12 protein-coding genes and 1 rRNA gene are annotated in these 17,871 nt (G+C 61.5%); 7 read left to right on the forward strand and 6 right to left on the reverse strand.

The window, feature by feature from the left end; translation table 11 throughout:
* Positions 1–29: 29 nt before the first annotated feature.
* Positions 30–1,518, reverse strand: a 16S ribosomal RNA gene (locus LMTR3_RS04075).
* 840 nt (positions 1,519–2,358) lie between these two features.
* On the opposite strand from LMTR3_RS04075, the gene LMTR3_RS04080 reads away from it, so the two are divergent.
* Complete coding sequence (locus LMTR3_RS04080) at positions 2,359–4,428, forward strand: M23 family metallopeptidase (RefSeq protein WP_065743797.1); 2,070 nt, start codon at positions 2,359–2,361, stop codon at positions 4,426–4,428.
* A 159-nt stretch (positions 4,429–4,587) separates the two neighbouring features.
* Complete coding sequence (locus LMTR3_RS04085; RefSeq protein WP_065743798.1) at positions 4,588–6,213, forward strand: Vgb family protein; 1,626 nt, start codon at positions 4,588–4,590, stop codon at positions 6,211–6,213.
* Between the two features lie 42 nt (positions 6,214–6,255).
* Here LMTR3_RS04085 and LMTR3_RS04090 read toward each other — a convergent pair whose 3' ends face one another.
* On the reverse strand, positions 6,256–6,663 hold the full coding sequence (locus LMTR3_RS04090) for a hypothetical protein (RefSeq protein ID WP_065743799.1): 408 nt from the start codon (positions 6,661–6,663) through the stop codon (positions 6,256–6,258).
* A 188-nt stretch (positions 6,664–6,851) separates the two neighbouring features.
* Here LMTR3_RS04090 and LMTR3_RS04095 point away from each other — a divergent pair, with 188 nt between their 5' ends.
* A complete protein-coding gene (locus tag LMTR3_RS04095) occupies positions 6,852–7,211 on the forward strand; it encodes an SPW repeat protein (RefSeq protein ID WP_065743849.1) in 360 nt (119 codons plus the stop codon).
* Positions 7,212–7,288: 77 nt separating this feature from the next.
* Positions 7,289–7,552 carry a hypothetical protein gene (locus LMTR3_RS04100; RefSeq protein WP_065743800.1) on the forward strand — a complete coding sequence of 88 codons (264 nt, stop codon included), beginning with the start codon at positions 7,289–7,291 and terminating at the stop codon, positions 7,550–7,552.
* 72 nt (positions 7,553–7,624) lie between these two features.
* Here the strand turns inward: LMTR3_RS04100 and clpB are convergent, their stop codons facing one another.
* Entirely contained in the window at positions 7,625–10,264 is a 2,640-nt protein-coding gene (clpB, locus tag LMTR3_RS04105; protein WP_065743801.1) for an ATP-dependent chaperone ClpB, read from the reverse strand.
* A 323-nt stretch (positions 10,265–10,587) separates the two neighbouring features.
* Between clpB and LMTR3_RS04110 the strand changes: the two genes are divergently transcribed.
* The gene (locus tag LMTR3_RS04110) at positions 10,588–11,373 is read left to right on the forward strand and encodes an MOSC domain-containing protein (RefSeq protein ID WP_065743802.1); all 786 of its coding nucleotides are present in this window, start codon (positions 10,588–10,590) and stop codon (positions 11,371–11,373) included.
* 822 nt (positions 11,374–12,195) lie between these two features.
* On the opposite strand, the gene LMTR3_RS04115 is transcribed toward LMTR3_RS04110, so the two are convergent.
* A complete protein-coding gene (locus LMTR3_RS04115) occupies positions 12,196–12,798 on the reverse strand; it encodes a response regulator transcription factor (RefSeq protein WP_065743803.1) in 603 nt (200 codons plus the stop codon).
* The gene (locus LMTR3_RS04120) at positions 12,795–14,336 is read right to left on the reverse strand and encodes an MASE1 domain-containing protein (RefSeq protein WP_210184671.1); all 1,542 of its coding nucleotides are present in this window, start codon (positions 14,334–14,336) and stop codon (positions 12,795–12,797) included. Before LMTR3_RS04120 ends, LMTR3_RS04115 begins: the two co-directional genes overlap by 4 nt.
* Positions 14,337–14,625: 289 nt before the next feature.
* On the opposite strand from LMTR3_RS04120, the gene LMTR3_RS04125 reads away from it, so the two are divergent.
* Entirely contained in the window at positions 14,626–15,858 is a 1,233-nt protein-coding gene (locus LMTR3_RS04125; RefSeq protein ID WP_065743850.1) for a putative Na+/H+ antiporter, read from the forward strand.
* An 18-nt stretch (positions 15,859–15,876) separates the two neighbouring features.
* On the forward strand, positions 15,877–16,404 hold the full coding sequence (locus tag LMTR3_RS04130; RefSeq protein WP_176721819.1) for a universal stress protein: 528 nt from the start codon (positions 15,877–15,879) through the stop codon (positions 16,402–16,404).
* Between the two features lie 149 nt (positions 16,405–16,553).
* Here the strand turns inward: LMTR3_RS04130 and fsrB are convergent, their stop codons facing one another.
* On the reverse strand, positions 16,554–17,846 hold the full coding sequence (gene fsrB, locus LMTR3_RS04135) for a siderophore utilization protein FsrB (RefSeq protein ID WP_065743806.1): 1,293 nt from the start codon (positions 17,844–17,846) through the stop codon (positions 16,554–16,556).
* Between the last annotated feature and the right edge of the window lie 25 nt (positions 17,847–17,871).

Below are 17,871 nucleotides of genomic sequence, written 5' to 3' on the forward strand. Positions count from 1 at the left end.
TAGCAAGCTATCTGAAGGATCATCCTTAGAAAGGAGGTGATCCAGCCGCAGGTTCCCCTACGGCTACCTTGTTACGACTTCACCCCAGTCGCTGACCCTACCGTGGCCGGCTGCCCCCTTTCGGTTAGCGCACCGTCTTCAGGTAAAACCAACTCCCATGGTGTGACGGGCGGTGTGTACAAGGCCCGGGAACGTATTCACCGTGGCGTGCTGATCCACGATTACTAGCGATTCCAACTTCATGGGCTCGAGTTGCAGAGCCCAATCCGAACTGAGACGGCTTTTTGAGATTTGCGAAGGGTCGCCCCTTAGCATCCCATTGTCACCGCCATTGTAGCACGTGTGTAGCCCAGCCCGTAAGGGCCATGAGGACTTGACGTCATCCCCACCTTCCTCGCGGCTTATCACCGGCAGTCTCCTTAGAGTGCTCAACTAAATGGTAGCAACTAAGGACGGGGGTTGCGCTCGTTGCGGGACTTAACCCAACATCTCACGACACGAGCTGACGACAGCCATGCAGCACCTGTCTCCGGTCCAGCCGAACTGAAGAACTCCGTCTCTGGAGTCCGCGACCGGGATGTCAAGGGCTGGTAAGGTTCTGCGCGTTGCGTCGAATTAAACCACATGCTCCACCGCTTGTGCGGGCCCCCGTCAATTCCTTTGAGTTTTAATCTTGCGACCGTACTCCCCAGGCGGAATGCTTAAAGCGTTAGCTGCGCCACTAGTGAGTAAACCCACTAACGGCTGGCATTCATCGTTTACGGCGTGGACTACCAGGGTATCTAATCCTGTTTGCTCCCCACGCTTTCGTGCCTCAGCGTCAGTATCGGGCCAGTGAGCCGCCTTCGCCACTGGTGTTCTTGCGAATATCTACGAATTTCACCTCTACACTCGCAGTTCCACTCACCTCTCCCGAACTCAAGATCTTCAGTATCAAAGGCAGTTCTGGAGTTGAGCTCCAGGATTTCACCCCTGACTTAAAGACCCGCCTACGCACCCTTTACGCCCAGTGATTCCGAGCAACGCTAGCCCCCTTCGTATTACCGCGGCTGCTGGCACGAAGTTAGCCGGGGCTTATTCTTGCGGTACCGTCATTATCTTCCCGCACAAAAGAGCTTTACAACCCTAGGGCCTTCATCACTCACGCGGCATGGCTGGATCAGGCTTGCGCCCATTGTCCAATATTCCCCACTGCTGCCTCCCGTAGGAGTTTGGGCCGTGTCTCAGTCCCAATGTGGCTGATCATCCTCTCAGACCAGCTACTGATCGTCGCCTTGGTGAGCCATTACCTCACCAACTAGCTAATCAGACGCGGGCCGATCTTTCGGCGATAAATCTTTCCCCGTAAGGGCTTATCCGGTATTAGCCCAAGTTTCCCTGGGTTGTTCCGAACCAAAAGGTACGTTCCCACGCGTTACTCACCCGTCTGCCGCTGACGTATTGCTACGCCCGCTCGACTTGCATGTGTTAAGCCTGCCGCCAGCGTTCGCTCTGAGCCAGGATCAAACTCTCAAGTTGGACTTGAAACCTTGAACCGGCTGATCACAACGTTTGACGAGGTCCCACCATATTTATCGCCCGCGATTCACATCGCTGACGACGATGGTGTAACCTTTAAAACGTGTACCGCCGAAGTCTTTCGTCCAGCCTCAATGCTTCAATACTTGCGTATTCAAGCGATCGAGACTCGCAAGGACTCCGCCGTCCACGTTTCTCTTTCTTCATCTTCACTTGTCAAACAGCCCGGGACCGCTGGGGTCCCACCCTTCCATCTCTGGAAGGTTCCGTAGCCACCCATCCGACGACAAATAACAACCGATTGCTATCGGCTGTTGAGTCACTCATCGTAATGAGGAGCTTACGGGGCGCGAAGAGATGCCTTGGCCTCGGGGCCAATGCATCGCCGCGCTCAGTGGCCGGGTTATAGGCCCGCCCGATCGGGGTTGTCAACGCCCTTCGTCAACAAATTGTCGCATCGCGTCGAAGAATTTTGGGACGCCAAGAAGTCCCTATGTTTCGGGCCTTTGGCCGCACTTGAGCCACAATCCTGCGACGTTCTGACTATAAGGTAAGCATTGAATCACCGGATGCCAGTGGGGGCTGCCCGGTGTTCATCTACCCGGGACAGGCGATCTCGAGGAACCCGTTGCCTTTCCCACGCGGCCAGGAAACTTCGAGAGATCTGCTGACCATTGACGTTCGAGGCTGCGGCCGGTCTTCTTCTGGCCTCTGATTCCCGAATTTCCATGCGTGCGGCAACGCCATGCTCCGGAATCGCTCCCTCAAAAGGGCGGAAACGTGGGGTCTGGATCGGGCGAGGTCTTGTCGGATGTCGATGGAATTTGGGGGGACACAGGGTTGAGCCAGAAGGCGCCACGCGGAAGCGGCTATGGACGCGAGATCGGGATCATTGATCTCGGTCACGAGCCGCCACTTTCCGTGGATGGCTCCGAAGCCGCGGTGATCGATCGCCGCCGTGTCTCTGTACAATGGTTCAGCGGCACTATCCTGACCGGTCTGTGCGGCGCGGCCCTCATCGGCGGCGCCGTTTTTGCGTCCCTCGACGGTGAAATGACCTTTGCCAAGGTGCCGGAGCGCGTCGAAGGCGCGTTGCGCGGGGCATTCGGCGCCAATGACCGTACCGCCGCCCTGCACAAGAGCGACCGCCTGCCGCCGCCCGGCGAATCCACCGCCTCGCGCAATGTGATGAGGGTATCGACGGTTACCCGCGTCGGGAACCGCGACGTGATGCGCGTGCGGCCATTCGTTCGCATCTCCGGCAATCTATCGATGACGACGAGCGATCTCGCCGCCAAGATCCCGCCGTTCAATGCGCAGCGCATGCTCACCGATGTCGGCACCGCGACTCAGCCGGCTTCCGAGGATCCGAACAATCCCGAGGCGGTCGAACCCGACGCTGAGGTTTCCTTCGTGACCAAGGATCTCGCAACGGTGCTGCCGAAAGCAAAAGTCTCCGCCGTGGTCGCGCTGGACGAAGTCCTGATGCGGGTGCGGGATGCCGCGAACTGGCGCGGTTCGGGCGGCGTCCGCTACACGGCGCTTGCCAATGCCACCGCCGACGCCAGCGGCGTCCAGTCCGATCTCAAGCTCGCCTATGCCACCGAAGGCAACGTCTCCGATCCCTATGCCGGCTTTGAAACCCGCATCGTGCCGGAAAATGTCACCCTGCTGCCGAAGACCAAGGAGCAGATCACCGGCGGCAACCCAACCGGCGAACGCGTTCACATCGTGAAGAAAGGCGACAGCGTCGCTTCGATCCTACGCGACCAGGGCGCGACGCCGGATGAAGCCAGGGCGATCGCGTTGACCCTTGGCGCCCGCGGCCGCGACGGCGGTCTGAAGGAAGGCCAGAAGCTGCGCATCCTGATGGCGCCCTCGGGCCTCGGCCCCGCCGCCCGGCTGCAGCCCTATCGCGTGATCGTCGCCAACGACACCACCGTCGAAGCCGTGGCCGCGCTGTCGGACGTCGGCAAATATGTCGCGGTCGACGTGCAGAGCATGAATACCGTCGCCGAGGCCCCCGCCGGCAAAGATGACGACGATGACGACGAGGATGACGGCAGCGGCGTCCGGCTCTACCAGAGCATCTACGAGACCGCCATGCGCAACAAGGTGCCGGCCGCGGTGATCGAGGACATGGTCCGCATCTATTCCTACGACGTCGATTTCCAGCGCAAGGTGCAACCGGGCGACTCCTTCGACGTGTTCTTCGCCGGCGACGACGAAGCCACCCCCAGCACCGAAAAGACCGAGGTGCAGTTCGCTTCCCTCACCGTCGGCGGCGAGACCAAAAAATACTATCGCTTCCAGACCCCGGACGATTCCGTCGTCGACTTTTACGACGAGACCGGCAAGAGCGCGAAGAAGTTCCTGGTCCGCAAGCCGGTCAACAACGCCATCATGCGGTCGGGCTTCGGCGGCCGCCGCCACCCGATCCTGGGTTTTACGAAGATGCACACCGGCGTGGACTGGGCGACACCCTATGGCACGCCGATCTTCGCCTCCGGCAACGGCGTGGTCGAGAAGGTCGGCTGGGAAGGCGGCTACGGCAAATACGTTCGCCTGAAACACAACAACGGCTACGAGACCGCCTACGGCCACATGTCGGCGTTCGCCAAGGGCATGGAGCCCGGCAAGCGCGTGCGCCAGGGCCAGGTGATCGGCTTCGTCGGATCGACGGGCATGTCGACCGGCGCCCATGTCCACTACGAAATCCTGGTCAACGGCCGCTTCGTCGACCCGATGCGCGTCAAGCTGCCGCGCGGCCGTTCGCTCGAAGGCTCAATACTGGCGAGCTTCGAAAAGGAGCGCGATCGCCTCGACGCCCAGATGAGCAACCGCGGCAACTCGGCCCGGGTTTCCGAAGCCACCGGCACCACGCCGCAGACGCGCCAGGTCAGCCGCTGAGCCCTCGATAATCCACTCGATAATCTATCTGCAAGGCCGGCAGGGCTTCTCACGCCGCGTACCGGATCTATGGCAGCGGCCGCGCCCGACGGTTTCGTTTGCCAAACTTCCCGCCGCGACAAATACTGCCTCCATAAAAAAACCGTGGGAGGTAGCGTCATGACGAGCTGGCTTGCACTCGCAGCGAGTGTTGCGGCGATCGTTTTTGGATACGCGGCCGGCGCATCGGCGCAGACCTATGAGGTCACCAAGCTGGTTCCGGGCTCGGCGTTTCATGGCGTACACGGGCTCGGGATCGACAAGTCCGGCCGCCTGTTCGCCGGCAGTGTCGCGGGCGCCGCGCTCTATGAGATCGATCGCGCGAGCGGCGCGGCTAAGATCGCGGTCCCCTCCCCCGAAGGCATGTCCGACGATATCGCGTTTGCGCCCGACGGCACCATGGCATGGACAGCCTTTCTCACCGGCGATCTCTATTCGCGCAAGGGCGATGGCCCGGTGAAGAAGCTCGCCTCTGGCCTGCCCGGCATCAACTCGCTCGCCTTCCGCAAGGACGGGCGGCTGTACGCGACGCAGGTGTTTCTCGGCGATGCGCTCTATGAAATCGATGTCGAGGGCGCAAAACCGCCGCGCAAGATCATGGAGAAGATGGGCGGTCTCAACGGTTTTGAATTCGGACCGGACGACAGACTGTATGGTCCTCTGTGGTTCAAGGGCCAGGTCGCCAGGGTCGATGTAGACAAGGCCGAACTCTCCGTGGTCGCCGACGGCTTCAAGATTCCGGCCGCGGTCAACTTCGATTCCAAGGGCAATCTCTGGGTGGTCGATACCGCGCTCGGCCAATTGGTGCGGGTCGATCCGACGACCGGCGCAAAGAAGATGGTAGCCCAGCTCAAGCCCTCGCTGGACAACCTCGCGATCGATGGCAAGGACCGCATCTTCGTCTCCAACATGGCCGACAACAGCATCCAGGAAGTCGATCCGGAGACCGGCGCGGCGAAGCAGGTCATATCAGGCAAGCTGGCGCTGCCCGGCGGCATCGGCGTCGTCTCCGACGGGACGAAGGATACGATCTACATCGCCGACGTATTCGCCTACCGCACCGTGGACGGCGCGACCGGCGAGGTCTCCGAACCGGCGCGCATGCATGCCGACGGCGTGACGCTGGAATATCCGATGAGCGCCACCGCCAAGGGCGACGACGTGCTGTTGTCGAGCTGGTTCACCGGCACGGTGCAACTGATCGACCGCAAGACCGGCAAGACCAAGGAGATGCTGCACGGCTTCAAGGCGCCGCACGACGCCGTCAAGCTCGGTGACGGCTCTATCCTCGTCAACGAGCTCGGCAGCAAATCGCTGGTCCGGGCCAGCGGCGAGCACGGCAAGGACCGCACCGTGGTGATCGGCAACCTCGAAGGCCCGGTCGGCCTCGCCGTCGGATCGGGCGACACGGTCTATCTGACCGAAGCGTTTGCCGGACTGGTCTCGAAGGTCGAAGCCAACGGCGAGAAATCCGTGGTCACCAAGGATCTGAAGGGCCCCGAGGGCATCGCAGTCGCGCCCGACGGCAAGCTGATCGTAGCCGAAGTCGGCGCCAGGCGGATTGTTCAGATCGACCCGAAGGACGGCACCGTCACCGAGATCGCCGCCAACCTGCCGATCGGATTGCCGGCCGCGCCCGGCGGCCTGCCGAGCAACATCCCGACCGGCGTCGGCGTCGGAGCGACGGGGGTGATCTACTTCTCGTCGGATCTGGAGAACGCGATCTATAGGATCACGAAAAAATAGCTGCAACCGCGGCCGGTTCGGCCTTGCCGGATCGGCTTGCGGTTACGACGCCGCGCTTGCGATCAGGAAGACAATTCCGATCGCCGTAAGTCCGAAGGCAACGGCGGCCAGCGGCAACAGCATGTCGATGGCCGCATCCGTGCCGTGAAGCCTGCTGCCCCAGACTGCGAAATCGCCGTGTCTCCAATCGTGGAAGGAGGTCTCGTCGGAGTGCGGTTGATGTGGCTTCGCGTGCCGCTTCCAGACCAGCGACAGCGACCACGGAAGCAGGACGGCAACCAGCAGCAATACGCTGACCATGGCCAGCAGAAGTCCGATGTCACTCTGGCGGTCGAACAATATCCAGGCCGCTGCTGCAAACCACGCCACAAGCCCGACGGCGGCCCCATAGATACTGGGGTGGATCTGATCGAAGACGCGTCTGTTGCGTAGGACTATTTCTTTCGTCATCGGAGGGAACCCTGTCTCTGGGTTGCTCTGGGCCGCTGCTCCCGGCAGTAGCCGACGCACACTACCTGCAAGGGCAATTGCACCGTCGTCCGGCGGTTTCATTAATTTACGTTCAGTCGCGGCCCCGATGGAACCTGAACGGCCGTTATCCCGTTGACTAACTGGCAAAATCTTCAATGGAGGATGCCATGGAGAACTGGAGCAACGCAAAATTGTGCGACGTCGCGAACCTGGTCCTCGGCGCGATACTGTTCTTTTCGCCCTGGATGTTCGGCTTTGAGGCCGGAACGGTCTCCACCAATGCCTATCTCACTGGTCTCGTAATCGCGATCATTGCGATAGCGGCGCTGGCAGCGTTCGCGGTGTGGGAGGAGTGGCTGAACCTGATCGTCGGACTATGGGCACTGGTATCGCCTTGGGTACTGGGCTTCCAGGGGACCACGGCGATGACGGTGCACGTGTTGATCGGCGCTGCCGTGGCGGTGCTGGCGGCGATCGAAATCTGGATCATGACGCAAAACCCGCCGCGGCTTACTACGGGCCGCTGAGGCGCCTTGCCTGCGCACCGCCCGCCGCATGCTGGCGGCGGGCGATTGTTGGTGCGACGTGAAGGGGATGAGCAGCAATGAACCGCATTACCCGGGACGACATCATCAAGGCAGTCAGCGGGGCTGACGAAGTCACGATCGCCCAGATCATCGGAACCGGCGCCACAGTAGATGAGCTGGCGGAAGCTCAAGCCTGGATGTCCAATGACGAGCCGATGCTGAATGCGGGCCGGCCGCTGGCGACCGGCCGGGTCCGCGAACTCGTGGATATACTGACGGAGCTCGAGCCCGAGGACGATGATCCCGGTGAGCCGGGGCCTGCCGTCAGTTCAACGGAATGACACAAGCCACGGGCCCCTTGGCCAAAAGCCCCGAACATTGCGTGTTCGGGGCTTTTGCGTTGGGGGGGCGCCTCAATTCAGCTTGCGCTTCGGCACCGGCGCTTCGAATTGGGCGATCTCCGCGGTCTGCGCGGCCTTGCCGTTGAAGGTCAGTACGTTGCCTTCGCTCGAAATCACGACGCCGTCGCCGTCGGCAATCTCGCCGGCGAGGATCATCTCGGCCAGCGGGTCCTGCAGGTTGCGCTGGATCACCCGCTTCAGGGGCCGCGCGCCGTAGGCCGGATCCCAACCCTTGGCGGCCAGCCAGTCGCGCGCCGCGGCATCCAGCGTCAGCGTGATCTTGCGATCCTCCAGCAGCCTCTGCAGGCGAGCGAACTGGATCTCGACGATCCGGCCCATCTCGCTCTTCTGCAAGCGGTGGAACAGGATGATCTCGTCGACGCGGTTGAGGAATTCGGGCCGGAAATGCGCCCGCACCATCGCCATCACCTGTTCGCGCACCGCCATTGTGTCCTCGCCTTCCGGCTGGTTCACCAAAAACTCCGAGCCGAGGTTCGAGGTCATGATGATCAGCGTATTGCGGAAGTCGACGGTGCGGCCCTGGCCGTCGGTCAGCCGGCCGTCGTCGAGCACCTGCAGCAGCACGTTGAAGACGTCTGGGTGCGCCTTTTCGATCTCGTCGAACAGCACCACCTGATAGGGCCGCCGCCGCACCGCTTCGGTGAGCGCGCCGCCCTCGTCATAGCCGACATAGCCGGGAGGCGCTCCGATCAGCCGCGACACCGAGTGCTTTTCCATAAACTCGGACATGTCGAGGCGGACCATCGCGGTCTCGTCGTTGAACAGGTATTCCGCCAGCGCCTTCGTCAGTTCGGTCTTGCCGACGCCGGTGGGGCCCAAGAACATGAACGAGCCCATCGGGCGGTTCGGGTCCTGTAGCCCAGCGCGCGAACGGCGCACGGCGGTTGCCACCGCACGCACGGCTTCGGCCTGGCCGACCACGCGCTTGCCGAGGCTATCCTCCATCTTCAGGAGCTTGTCCTTTTCGCCTTCCAGCATCTTGTCGACGGGAACGCCGGTCCAGCGCGACACCACCTGTGCGATGTGGTTGGCGGTTACCGCCTCCTCCATCATCTCGCCCACGTCTTCCTTGGCTTCGAGTTCGGCGAGCTTCTTTTCGAGTTCGGGAATTCGGCCATAGGCGAGCTCACCCGCACGCTGGAATTCGCCGCGGCGCTGGGCATTGGCGAGTTCGATGCGCAAGGTGTCGAGTTCGCTCTTCAGCTTCTGCGCGTTCGACAGCTTGTTCTTCTCCGCGCTCCAGCGCGAAGTCAGGTCGGCCGACTGCTTCTCGAGTTCGGCCAGTTCTTTTTCCAGCGTCTGCAAGCGGGTTTTCGAGCCGAGATCGGTTTCCTTCTTCAGGGCCTCCTGCTCGATCTTCAGCCGGATGATTTCCCGGTCCATCAAATCGAGCTCTTCCGGCTTGGAATCGACCTGCATCTTCAGCCGCGCCGAGGCCTCATCCACGAGGTCGATGGCCTTGTCGGGCAGGAAACGATCAGTGATGTAGCGGTTCGACAGGGTGGTCGCGGCGACAAGCGCGGAATCGGTGATGCGAACGCCGTGGTGCTGCTCGTATTTGTCCTTCAGCCCACGCAGGATCGAGATCGTGTCCTCGACCGTCGGCTCGGAGACGAAGATCGGCTGGAAACGCCGTGCCAGCGCGGCGTCCTTTTCGACATGCTTGCGATATTCGTCGAGCGTCGTCGCGCCGATGCAGTGCAGCTCGCCGCGCGCCAATGCCGGCTTCAACAGATTGGACGCGTCCATCGCACCGTCCGCCTTGCCGGCGCCGACCAGCGTATGCATCTCGTCGATGAACAGGATGATCGAGCCTTCGGCTGAGGTAACTTCCTGCAGCACCGCCTTCAGCCGCTCCTCGAACTCGCCGCGGTACTTGGCACCTGCAATCAGCGCGCCCATGTCGAGCGAGAGCAGTTTCTTGTCTTTCAGGCTCTCGGGCACGTCGCCGTTGAGGATGCGCAGCGCCAAGCCCTCGACGATCGCGGTCTTGCCGACGCCGGGTTCGCCGATCAGCACCGGATTGTTCTTGGTGCGGCGGGAAAGCACCTGGATGGTGCGACGGATTTCCTCGTCCCGGCCGATGACCGGGTCGAGCTTGCCGTCGCGCGCGGCTTGCGTGAGGTCGCGGGCATATTTCTTCAGCGCGTCATAGGCGTTTTCGGCCGATGCGCTATCGGCTGTACGGCCCTTGCGCAGCGATTCGATTGCCGCATTGAGGTTTTGCGGCGTGACGCCGCCCTTGCTCAGAATGGTACCGGCCTCGCCGCTCTTCTCGAGCGTCAGCCCCAGCAGCAGCCGCTCGACCGTGACAAAGCTGTCGCCGGCCTTCTCGGCCGCTTTTTCCGCCGCGTCGAAGGCGCGCGCCATATCCGGGGCAAGATAGATCTGCCCGGCGCCGCTGCCCGAAACCTTCGGCAGCTTCTTCAGCGCGTCCTCGGTGGCCTTGAGGATGGCACGGGAATTACCGCCAGCGCGGTCGATCAGCCCGCCGGCCAGTCCCTCGCTGTCGTCCAGCAACACTTTCAGCACATGCAGCGTCGAGAACTGCTGGTGCCCATCGCGCATGGCGAGCGATTGCGCAGCCTGGATGAAGCCGCGCGCCCGCTCGGTGTATTTTTCAATATTCATCTTTTGCTTCCCTCGGCATGCCGCGCCCACCCGGGGCGCGATCAGCAAAAGTGGGCACCGGTTTTGCGTCCGATCGCGCCCCATTTATGTTTGGCGCGTGACCTTGACGCGAAACCGCACACACTTTCGCGGGTCACGCGTGGCATGATTGCGGCATCTTCATTGGGTATCCGCGGACCGCGTTGATATTCCTCAACCGGCCGCGGGTCGTCGCCCTGTTTTCAGGCTTGACGCAAATGTGGGCACTGCCGGGCGAAACGGAAGAGCCGCAGCCATAAATTCGGAGTTGTGGCGCGAGCCAAAGGAATCTCTTAATAAGCCGCATGGACGCGACCTCCCCCGCCCGGATCGCCGGGATTTACCGTTACCCCGTCAAAGGCCTGACCCCGGAGCAGCTCGACCGCACCGAGCTCAAGCCCGGGCAAACCCTTTTGGCTGACCGCCGCTACGCCATCGAGAACGGCCCCTCCGGTTTCGATCCGGCGGAACCGAAATGGCTGCCGAAGCCGCACTTCCTGATGCTGATGCGGGATGAGTGGCTGGCCGGCCTGCACACCCATTTCGACGACGCGAGCAACGTCCTCTCGATCCGCCGGAACGGCGAGATTGCAGCCCAGGGCGACCTCACGACCGCCGAGGGCCGGCGGACAATCGAGAACTTCTTTGCCACCGCCTTTGCCGGCCAGATCAAGGGCCCGCCAAAGGTGCTGGAAAGCCCCGGCCACAGCTTTTCGGATGTCGCCCGCAAGGTCGTTTCGATCATCAACCTCGCCAGCGTCCGCGCCATCGAGGACATCGTCGGCGCCCCCGTTCATCCGCTTCGCTTCCGCGCCAATCTCTATGTCGAGGGCTGGCCGGCCTGGCACGAATTCGACCTGCTCGACCGCACGCTTGCGATCGGCGATATCAGGCTGAAGGTGGTGAAGCGCATCGTCCGCTGCGCCGCCGTCAATGTCGATCCCGATACGGCCGAGCGCGATCTCGCGATTCCCCCGGCGCTGCAGCGCCAACTCGGCCACGGCGATTGCGGGATCTATGCCGAGGTGATCACCGGCGGCAGCATCAGCACCGGCGACGCGATCGCGGCGGAGCAGGCCGAGTTGTTGTAGCGTTTCTGCCGTCATTGCGAATACGGCGCACACGTGATCGTCATCCCCGCGAAGGCGGGGATCCAGTACGCCGCAGCTTCTCGTTTCAATCGTTGACGTCTCTGGGATACTGGGCGCCCGGTCCCAGTGCGCAATTGCGCACAAGGCCGGGCGATGACAACTGAGTATGCGGTCCGCCTTCTCGCGACGCATTGCGCCCGAGGTTTGCTGAATTCCTTTCCCCCCAATCGGAGGGAGCAGGGAAGACCGGGTGCGCGCCGCACCCGCGGTCTCGTGTGCAAAGTGCGCAGAAGAACACGCACACGAGCATACAGGTACAGCGGGAGCATCCCGGCCTTCCCTGCGCAATGGTTTTACGGCTTATGCCGCGCTCTCCCTGGAGACGAATTCCTCTTGCCTCCATCGCTGCCGGCTTGATGGCGCTCCGATCCGGTTGGATCGAAGTCGCCACCGGCAGCTTGGCACCAGCCACGGGTGTCGGGACCACACGGTTTTGCCGTACGCAACAAGCGCCGTACGTCCTGCGCGCCGTGCTCGCTCACGAAAAATCGCCCTGCGAACACCTCTCGCGCCGACGCTGCGCGTCCACCGCATCCCATCCCGCGTCCGTGACGATCGCGATCCGCCCCTCGTGAGGGATGAGACGGCGGGATTCCTAGTACTGATTTGGGTCGGCGGAGAAGGGAATTATTTTCTCGTCGGCGGCTGGACGACCCAAATCGCCTTGAAATGCTTGTGCAAATCGAGTTTTACGCGCAGCGGATTTTCCGGTCCGTAAGAGCAGAGACGAGGAGCGGTAAGCGGCGCGCTTATCGATCAGATTCAGGCTCGGGATGTCAGGGCAATTACCTTTCGAACGAGATCGGCGAGGCCGTTGGCGCCCATCCTTTCCATCACCCATGCGCGATAATTCTCCACAGTCCGAGTACTGATCCCCAGCTTGTGCGCGATTTCCTTATTTGACAAACCCTCCGCCACAAGCTGCATGACTTCGACCTGGCGCGGTGACAGCTCGGCCACACGCGCTTGAAGGGCCGCGCGTTCTCTGTGCTCGCTTCTAAGGCGGTTTCCGCTTTCGATCGCCTGCGAGATGCTGGCGATCAGCCGTTCATCGTCCAACGGCTTCTCGATGAAATCGAAAGCGCCTTGCTTGATCGCCTGCACAGCCATCGTGACATCACCGTGCCCGGTAATGAAAATGAGCGGTATCGCTCCTGCATGCTCCTTCAGCTTCTGTTGCAGCTCGATACCTGACATCCCTGGCATGCGAATGTCCGAAACGACGCATTGGGGCGGTTCGGTGGCCAGCGCGTTCAAAAAGCTCTCCGCTGACGAATACGCGCGCACGGGAATCCCCCGTCCCTCAAGGAGCATGCTCAAAGAATGCAGAATTGCGTTGTCGTCGTCGATCAGAGCTATCGTCATGCAGCCGCGTCCGAACTGTGCACGGCTGGCAGCGTAAACGATGCTGTAGTGCCGTGCTTTGTGCTTTCAATCCGAAGCTCGCCGCCATGAGCTTCGATCACCGATCGTGAAAGCGAGAGACCTAATCCCAATCCATCCGGCTTCGTCGTCGCAAAAGCAGAGATTGCGTCGTCCCCGAGATCGGGGTCAATTCCGGGACCATTGTCACTCACCCGGATCGTGACCTTTCCATTCGGTCCTGTCACACCCTCGATAACGATCTTGCCATCATACCGGCCCGCGCCGGCCAGCGCTTCGGCGGCATTGCGGACAAGATTCAAAATGACCTGCTCAATCTGCAAGCCATCCGCAAGCACCGGTGGGACATCCCGTGCAACCGACGTTTGACACCCGATGCCGCGCCGCTCCAGCTCGGGACCAAACACCGCGACGGCCTCTGCTACGAGCGTTGTGACACCGACGGCGCTCGTCTCGATGCTCCCAAGCCGGATGAAATCGCGCAAGCGATTCACGACGGCTCCCGCTCTATCGACTTGCACGATCGCCTCCGCTGATGCTGTTGCTGCGGCTGCAGTATCAGGTGGCGTTTTCTCGACGGCCCGCTTGGCAAGCCGGACATAGTTGCCGATCGCGGTGAGCGGCTGGTTGATCTCGTGCGCGACTGCGGCAGCAAATTCTCCCATGGTTGCGAGCCGCCACGCTCGATGAAGGGCGTCCTGGTGTATTCGGAGCTGATGTTGTGTGCGCCGCTGCTCCGAAACCAGCACTCCTATGGCAAGGCCGGTCGCCGATAGAACAGTCATCAGCGCCTGATAGGCAACGACATCAGTTCCGCTTTCATGCGATAGCTCGATCGCAGCGATCAATCCAATCTGAATGACGGCGAGGCCGAGCGTCACGCCTTCCAGACCGAAGCGCACCGCGATCCAGACCACGGGAACGAAAAACACATAGAAAAGCTGGAAACGGAGCGCCTCGGTGAAACCGAATACGCCCCAGAGCCCGACAAGGACTAGGAGAAGAATGGCCGCGGCTTCCCACGAGACCACGGGAAACCTCCGCCGCGTGAACACGATGAGAACAAACGGCGTGAAAACGATCACGCCGATCAAGTCGCCGATGAAAGCTCGCAGCGATACCTGTACGAAATCATGTGATGCAATGATCCCATGCAGCACAAGAACAAGTGCGTGTCCAATCGACACGAGCGCAATGCTGGCGGCAGCTATCGTCACGAGCCACAGCAGGGAGCTGCGGGACGACAATGAACGATCGAAGCCGAAGCGACGGTCCAGCAGCAGAAGCGCAGCCGAACCATATCCGAGGCCGGTAATCGCCACGACAAGCAGCTCGACGCCGAGCGGAAGAGGCAGGTCGCGAACAATCAGATCGGCAATCAGTGGCGCCGCAAACAGCCAAGGCATGTACGCGCCGCCGAACAGCAGGATCAATGCGAAGCTGAGGCCGGTTTGCGGATTCCAGGGTGTGATGCCGAACGTGGCGAACGGATGGACGTAGCTGATCCAGTCGAGCAGCACGTAACTGACAAGATAGCCCAAGCCGACCGCAAGATACCAGCGCGACATCCGAAGCACCAGCGGCCCGCCTGAGTCCATGTTTTCGAAGCCCAGTTGCCGCATGATCACATTACTCCGCGGCGCATGATGTGCGCGATTAGGTAGTTTTACTCCGGGAACAACCACACCGCAAAAGCCCCGACGGTTTCGCACCGAATTGTCCGGCGGCGGCTTGGCCGTCAGTCTAGCCCGATCAGAAGCGCACAAAAGGCGAGACTCGGTGCCGGATGAAACGCCCTTCGAAGTCGCGATGGTGGCGGCGGCAATCTTTGCCATAGCTGTGCTGCATACCTTCTCGACGCGCTCGTTCGAACGCATGGCGCATATTCAACCACGCCATGCCGGGCTTTGGCATCTGCTCGCGGAAGTCGAGGTGGTATTCGGATTCTGGGCGGCAGTTCTGATTGCCTTCATGGTGGTGAAGATGGGCAGCACCAGCGCGCTCGCCTATCTTGAAAGCCGCAATTTTACAGAGCCGGCGTTTGTCTTCGTGGTTATGGTCATTGCCGCGAGCCGACCGGTCATCCAGATGGCGGCGGCCCTGCTTCGCCTCGTCTCGCACCTGATTCCCCTGTCGCAACCCACCGCGTACTACCTCTCGCTGCTCTCGGTAGGTCCATTGCTCGGCTCCTTCATCACGGAACCTGCGGCAATGACGCTGACGGCGCTCCTGCTCCGCGACCAGTATTTTGCTGGCGGAGCGCCGAGGAAGTTCATGTACGCCACGGTCGGGGTCCTGTTTGTCAATGTGTCCATCGGCGGCACGCTGACGCCCTACGCCGCGCCTCCCGTGCTCATGGTTGCAGAGCAGTGGGGCTTTGACCTTCCGTTCATGTTGAAGACGTTCGGATGGAAGGCAGCACTCGCCGTGGCAGTCAATGCTGCAGGCGTCACGTTTCTGTTCCGAAACCATCTGCGGAAGCTCGCGGTGTCGCCAGCAAAGCTGGATGTCCCGGCCTGGAGTTCCGGAGTTCATCTCGGCTTTCTCGGCGCGGTGGTCGCCTTCAATCATCACCCGATCGTGTTTCTTGCGCTCTTCATGTTCTTTCTCGGCTTTGCCGAGGCGTACAAGCGCTATCAGTCGCCACTCATCCTGCGGGAGGGCCTGCTAGTTGCGTTTTTCCTGGCCGGCTTGGTGGTAATCGGCGGCCAGCAGAAATGGTGGCTGCAACCGCTTCTCAGTGACATGGGGCCCACCATGCTGTTCACAGGCGCCACCCTGTTGACTGCAATAACTGACAACGCAGCCCTGACATATCTTGGTTCGCTCGTGGACGGCGTCTCCGACGAATTCAAATACTCCCTGGTCGCAGGAGCGGTGACGGGCGGTGGGCTCACGGTAATTGCAAACGCACCGAATCCGGCAGGATTCGCGATCCTGAAGAACAGCTTCGAAGACGGGACGATCAGCGCAGGCGGCCTTGCCTTGGCTGCGCTCGCTCCAACCCTCGTCGCCGCTGCGGCGTTTCTGTTGCTCCCGTGAATCTAGACGGAGATGTGCATGACAAACCCGGCCATAACAACAACTGCCCCCGGCGGCATCGGGCATGAGGTCGCCGGTTCGGCAACAAGAGGCATGCGCTTTCTCGCCGTCGTCGATGGCAGCGAACGCACCAATCGCATTGTCGACTTCGTGGCCGCCATAGCCCAAGGCAAGGACAATGTGGAGGCCACCATTCTGAACGTGCAGGATCGACATTATGAGGCTCGCTTGCGCGGCTATCAGAGTTTCAAGAAGGACGAAATTGAGGACCGTCTGATCAACGATGTCGGATTGCCCATCGTCAATGGCGTGGCCAAACGACTGGGCAAGGTGGGCGTTGTTTGCTTGTCGAAGGTCAAAATTGGCGATCCGCTGCCGATAATCCTGCGTTGCGCGGCCGAAGACAGATGCGACGTTATCGTCCTGGCAGATCCGCAACCGCAATACATGCGGCGCTGGATACGGGCCATGGGCTTGCCGCTTGTATCTTCCCTGATATCGCGCGTCATCGCGGCCGCCTTGGTTCCGGTCGTCATTGTGAAGTAGAACGCCACACTTGCCGGATTAACAGGGCTCACCGCGACTTCACTAATGTGCCCCAACTACGCGATCAAGCTGTTCTGCAACAGTCGCGCGCCGCATCGAAACTCGATAGCCCGAAGCCGGATTCGGCGGCCCCGACAACCTCGATGGAGCTATTCCGCCGGCGCAAGCTGGCCCCTGCTCGGGCGTGCTGCAGCGGTCTCGCGCACCCGGACACGGGCACGGCGCTTGCGCCACCAGATCACGACGCCGGTCACCGATAGCGCCGCAACGACCAGCCCCATCACCGAGATCAGGATGCGGCCGGGCAGCCCGACGATCCGTCCGGAATGCAGCGGGAATTGCGCCTGCACGAAGATATCAGCGGCGGTGCCGACCCACGGCAGTCGCTCGCCGATCGGCCGTCCGTCCTCGCTGTCGTAATAAAGCTGCGCCGGACCGACACCGCCGGCGCCATGATCGTCGCCGGGGTGGAAGAAGGCCGCAGCATACACGCCGTGGGCCGGGCCGTAGTTGATCGAACCGACAGGCGTGGTCCATCCCCTGCTCTTGCCGTCGGCCGCGGCGCGCGCGGCGATATCGGCATACGTGACCTTGGGTTCGATCGGATCGTCGAGATGCCGATAGGGACGCTGCTCATACGGCGTCGGAGTATAGTCCGATACCGTCTTCATCAGCGGCGAGAACACCTCGAAATACAAATTGAGCGAGAACGCCGTGAAGGCGATGACGAACAGCAGCGCCCAGGTCCACAGGCTGAAAGCGCGGTGGATATCGAAATTGATTCGGTAGGCACTGCCCGAGGTCTTGATCTTCCAGGCCGGCGCCCAGCGCGCCCAGAAGCCACGGCCGAGTTCGCGCGCAACGGCAGGCGCCCGTTCTGCCCTGGCGCGGCGACGGGACGGCAGCGTCAGATAGAAACCGACGAAGCAATCGATGGTCCAGATGATGGCGATGACGCCAAGCACCCGCATCCCCCAGCGATCGCTGCCCCAGAACTCCGGAATGTGCATGGTGTAGTGCAGCTTGTAGAGAAACGAGACGAAGTTGGCGCGCGTCACCGGCCATACCGCGCCCCAGTAACGCCGCCCGAGCTCGGCGCCGGTGTTGGGATCGAGGAAGATCTGGTTGTAATCCAGGCTAAATCGCTTGCCGGTGGCGGGATCGATCCGCGGCAGCACGAAGAACCACAGCGATTCGCCTTTTTCCGGGGTCATGAACATGTGGACGACGCGCGCGCGCGGATCGCGCTGCTCGATCAGCTTGACCAGCTCGACGGAAGGAATCGCAGGACCGCTGCTGGTGACGTCGAACAGGTGCTTGTTCAAGAGGTCGTCGATCTCGTGATCCCACGAGATGATCGCGCCGGTGATGCCGGAAAAAAACAGAAAGCCGGCGGTGAGAAGGCCGGCCCAGCGATGCAGTCGCCCGAAGATCGATTTCATGGCTTTCGCCCGTGCTGTTGGTGCC

The sequence above is a fragment of the Bradyrhizobium sp. LMTR 3 genome (assembly GCF_001693485.1).
Classification (GTDB): Bacteria; Pseudomonadota; Alphaproteobacteria; order Rhizobiales; family Xanthobacteraceae; genus Bradyrhizobium.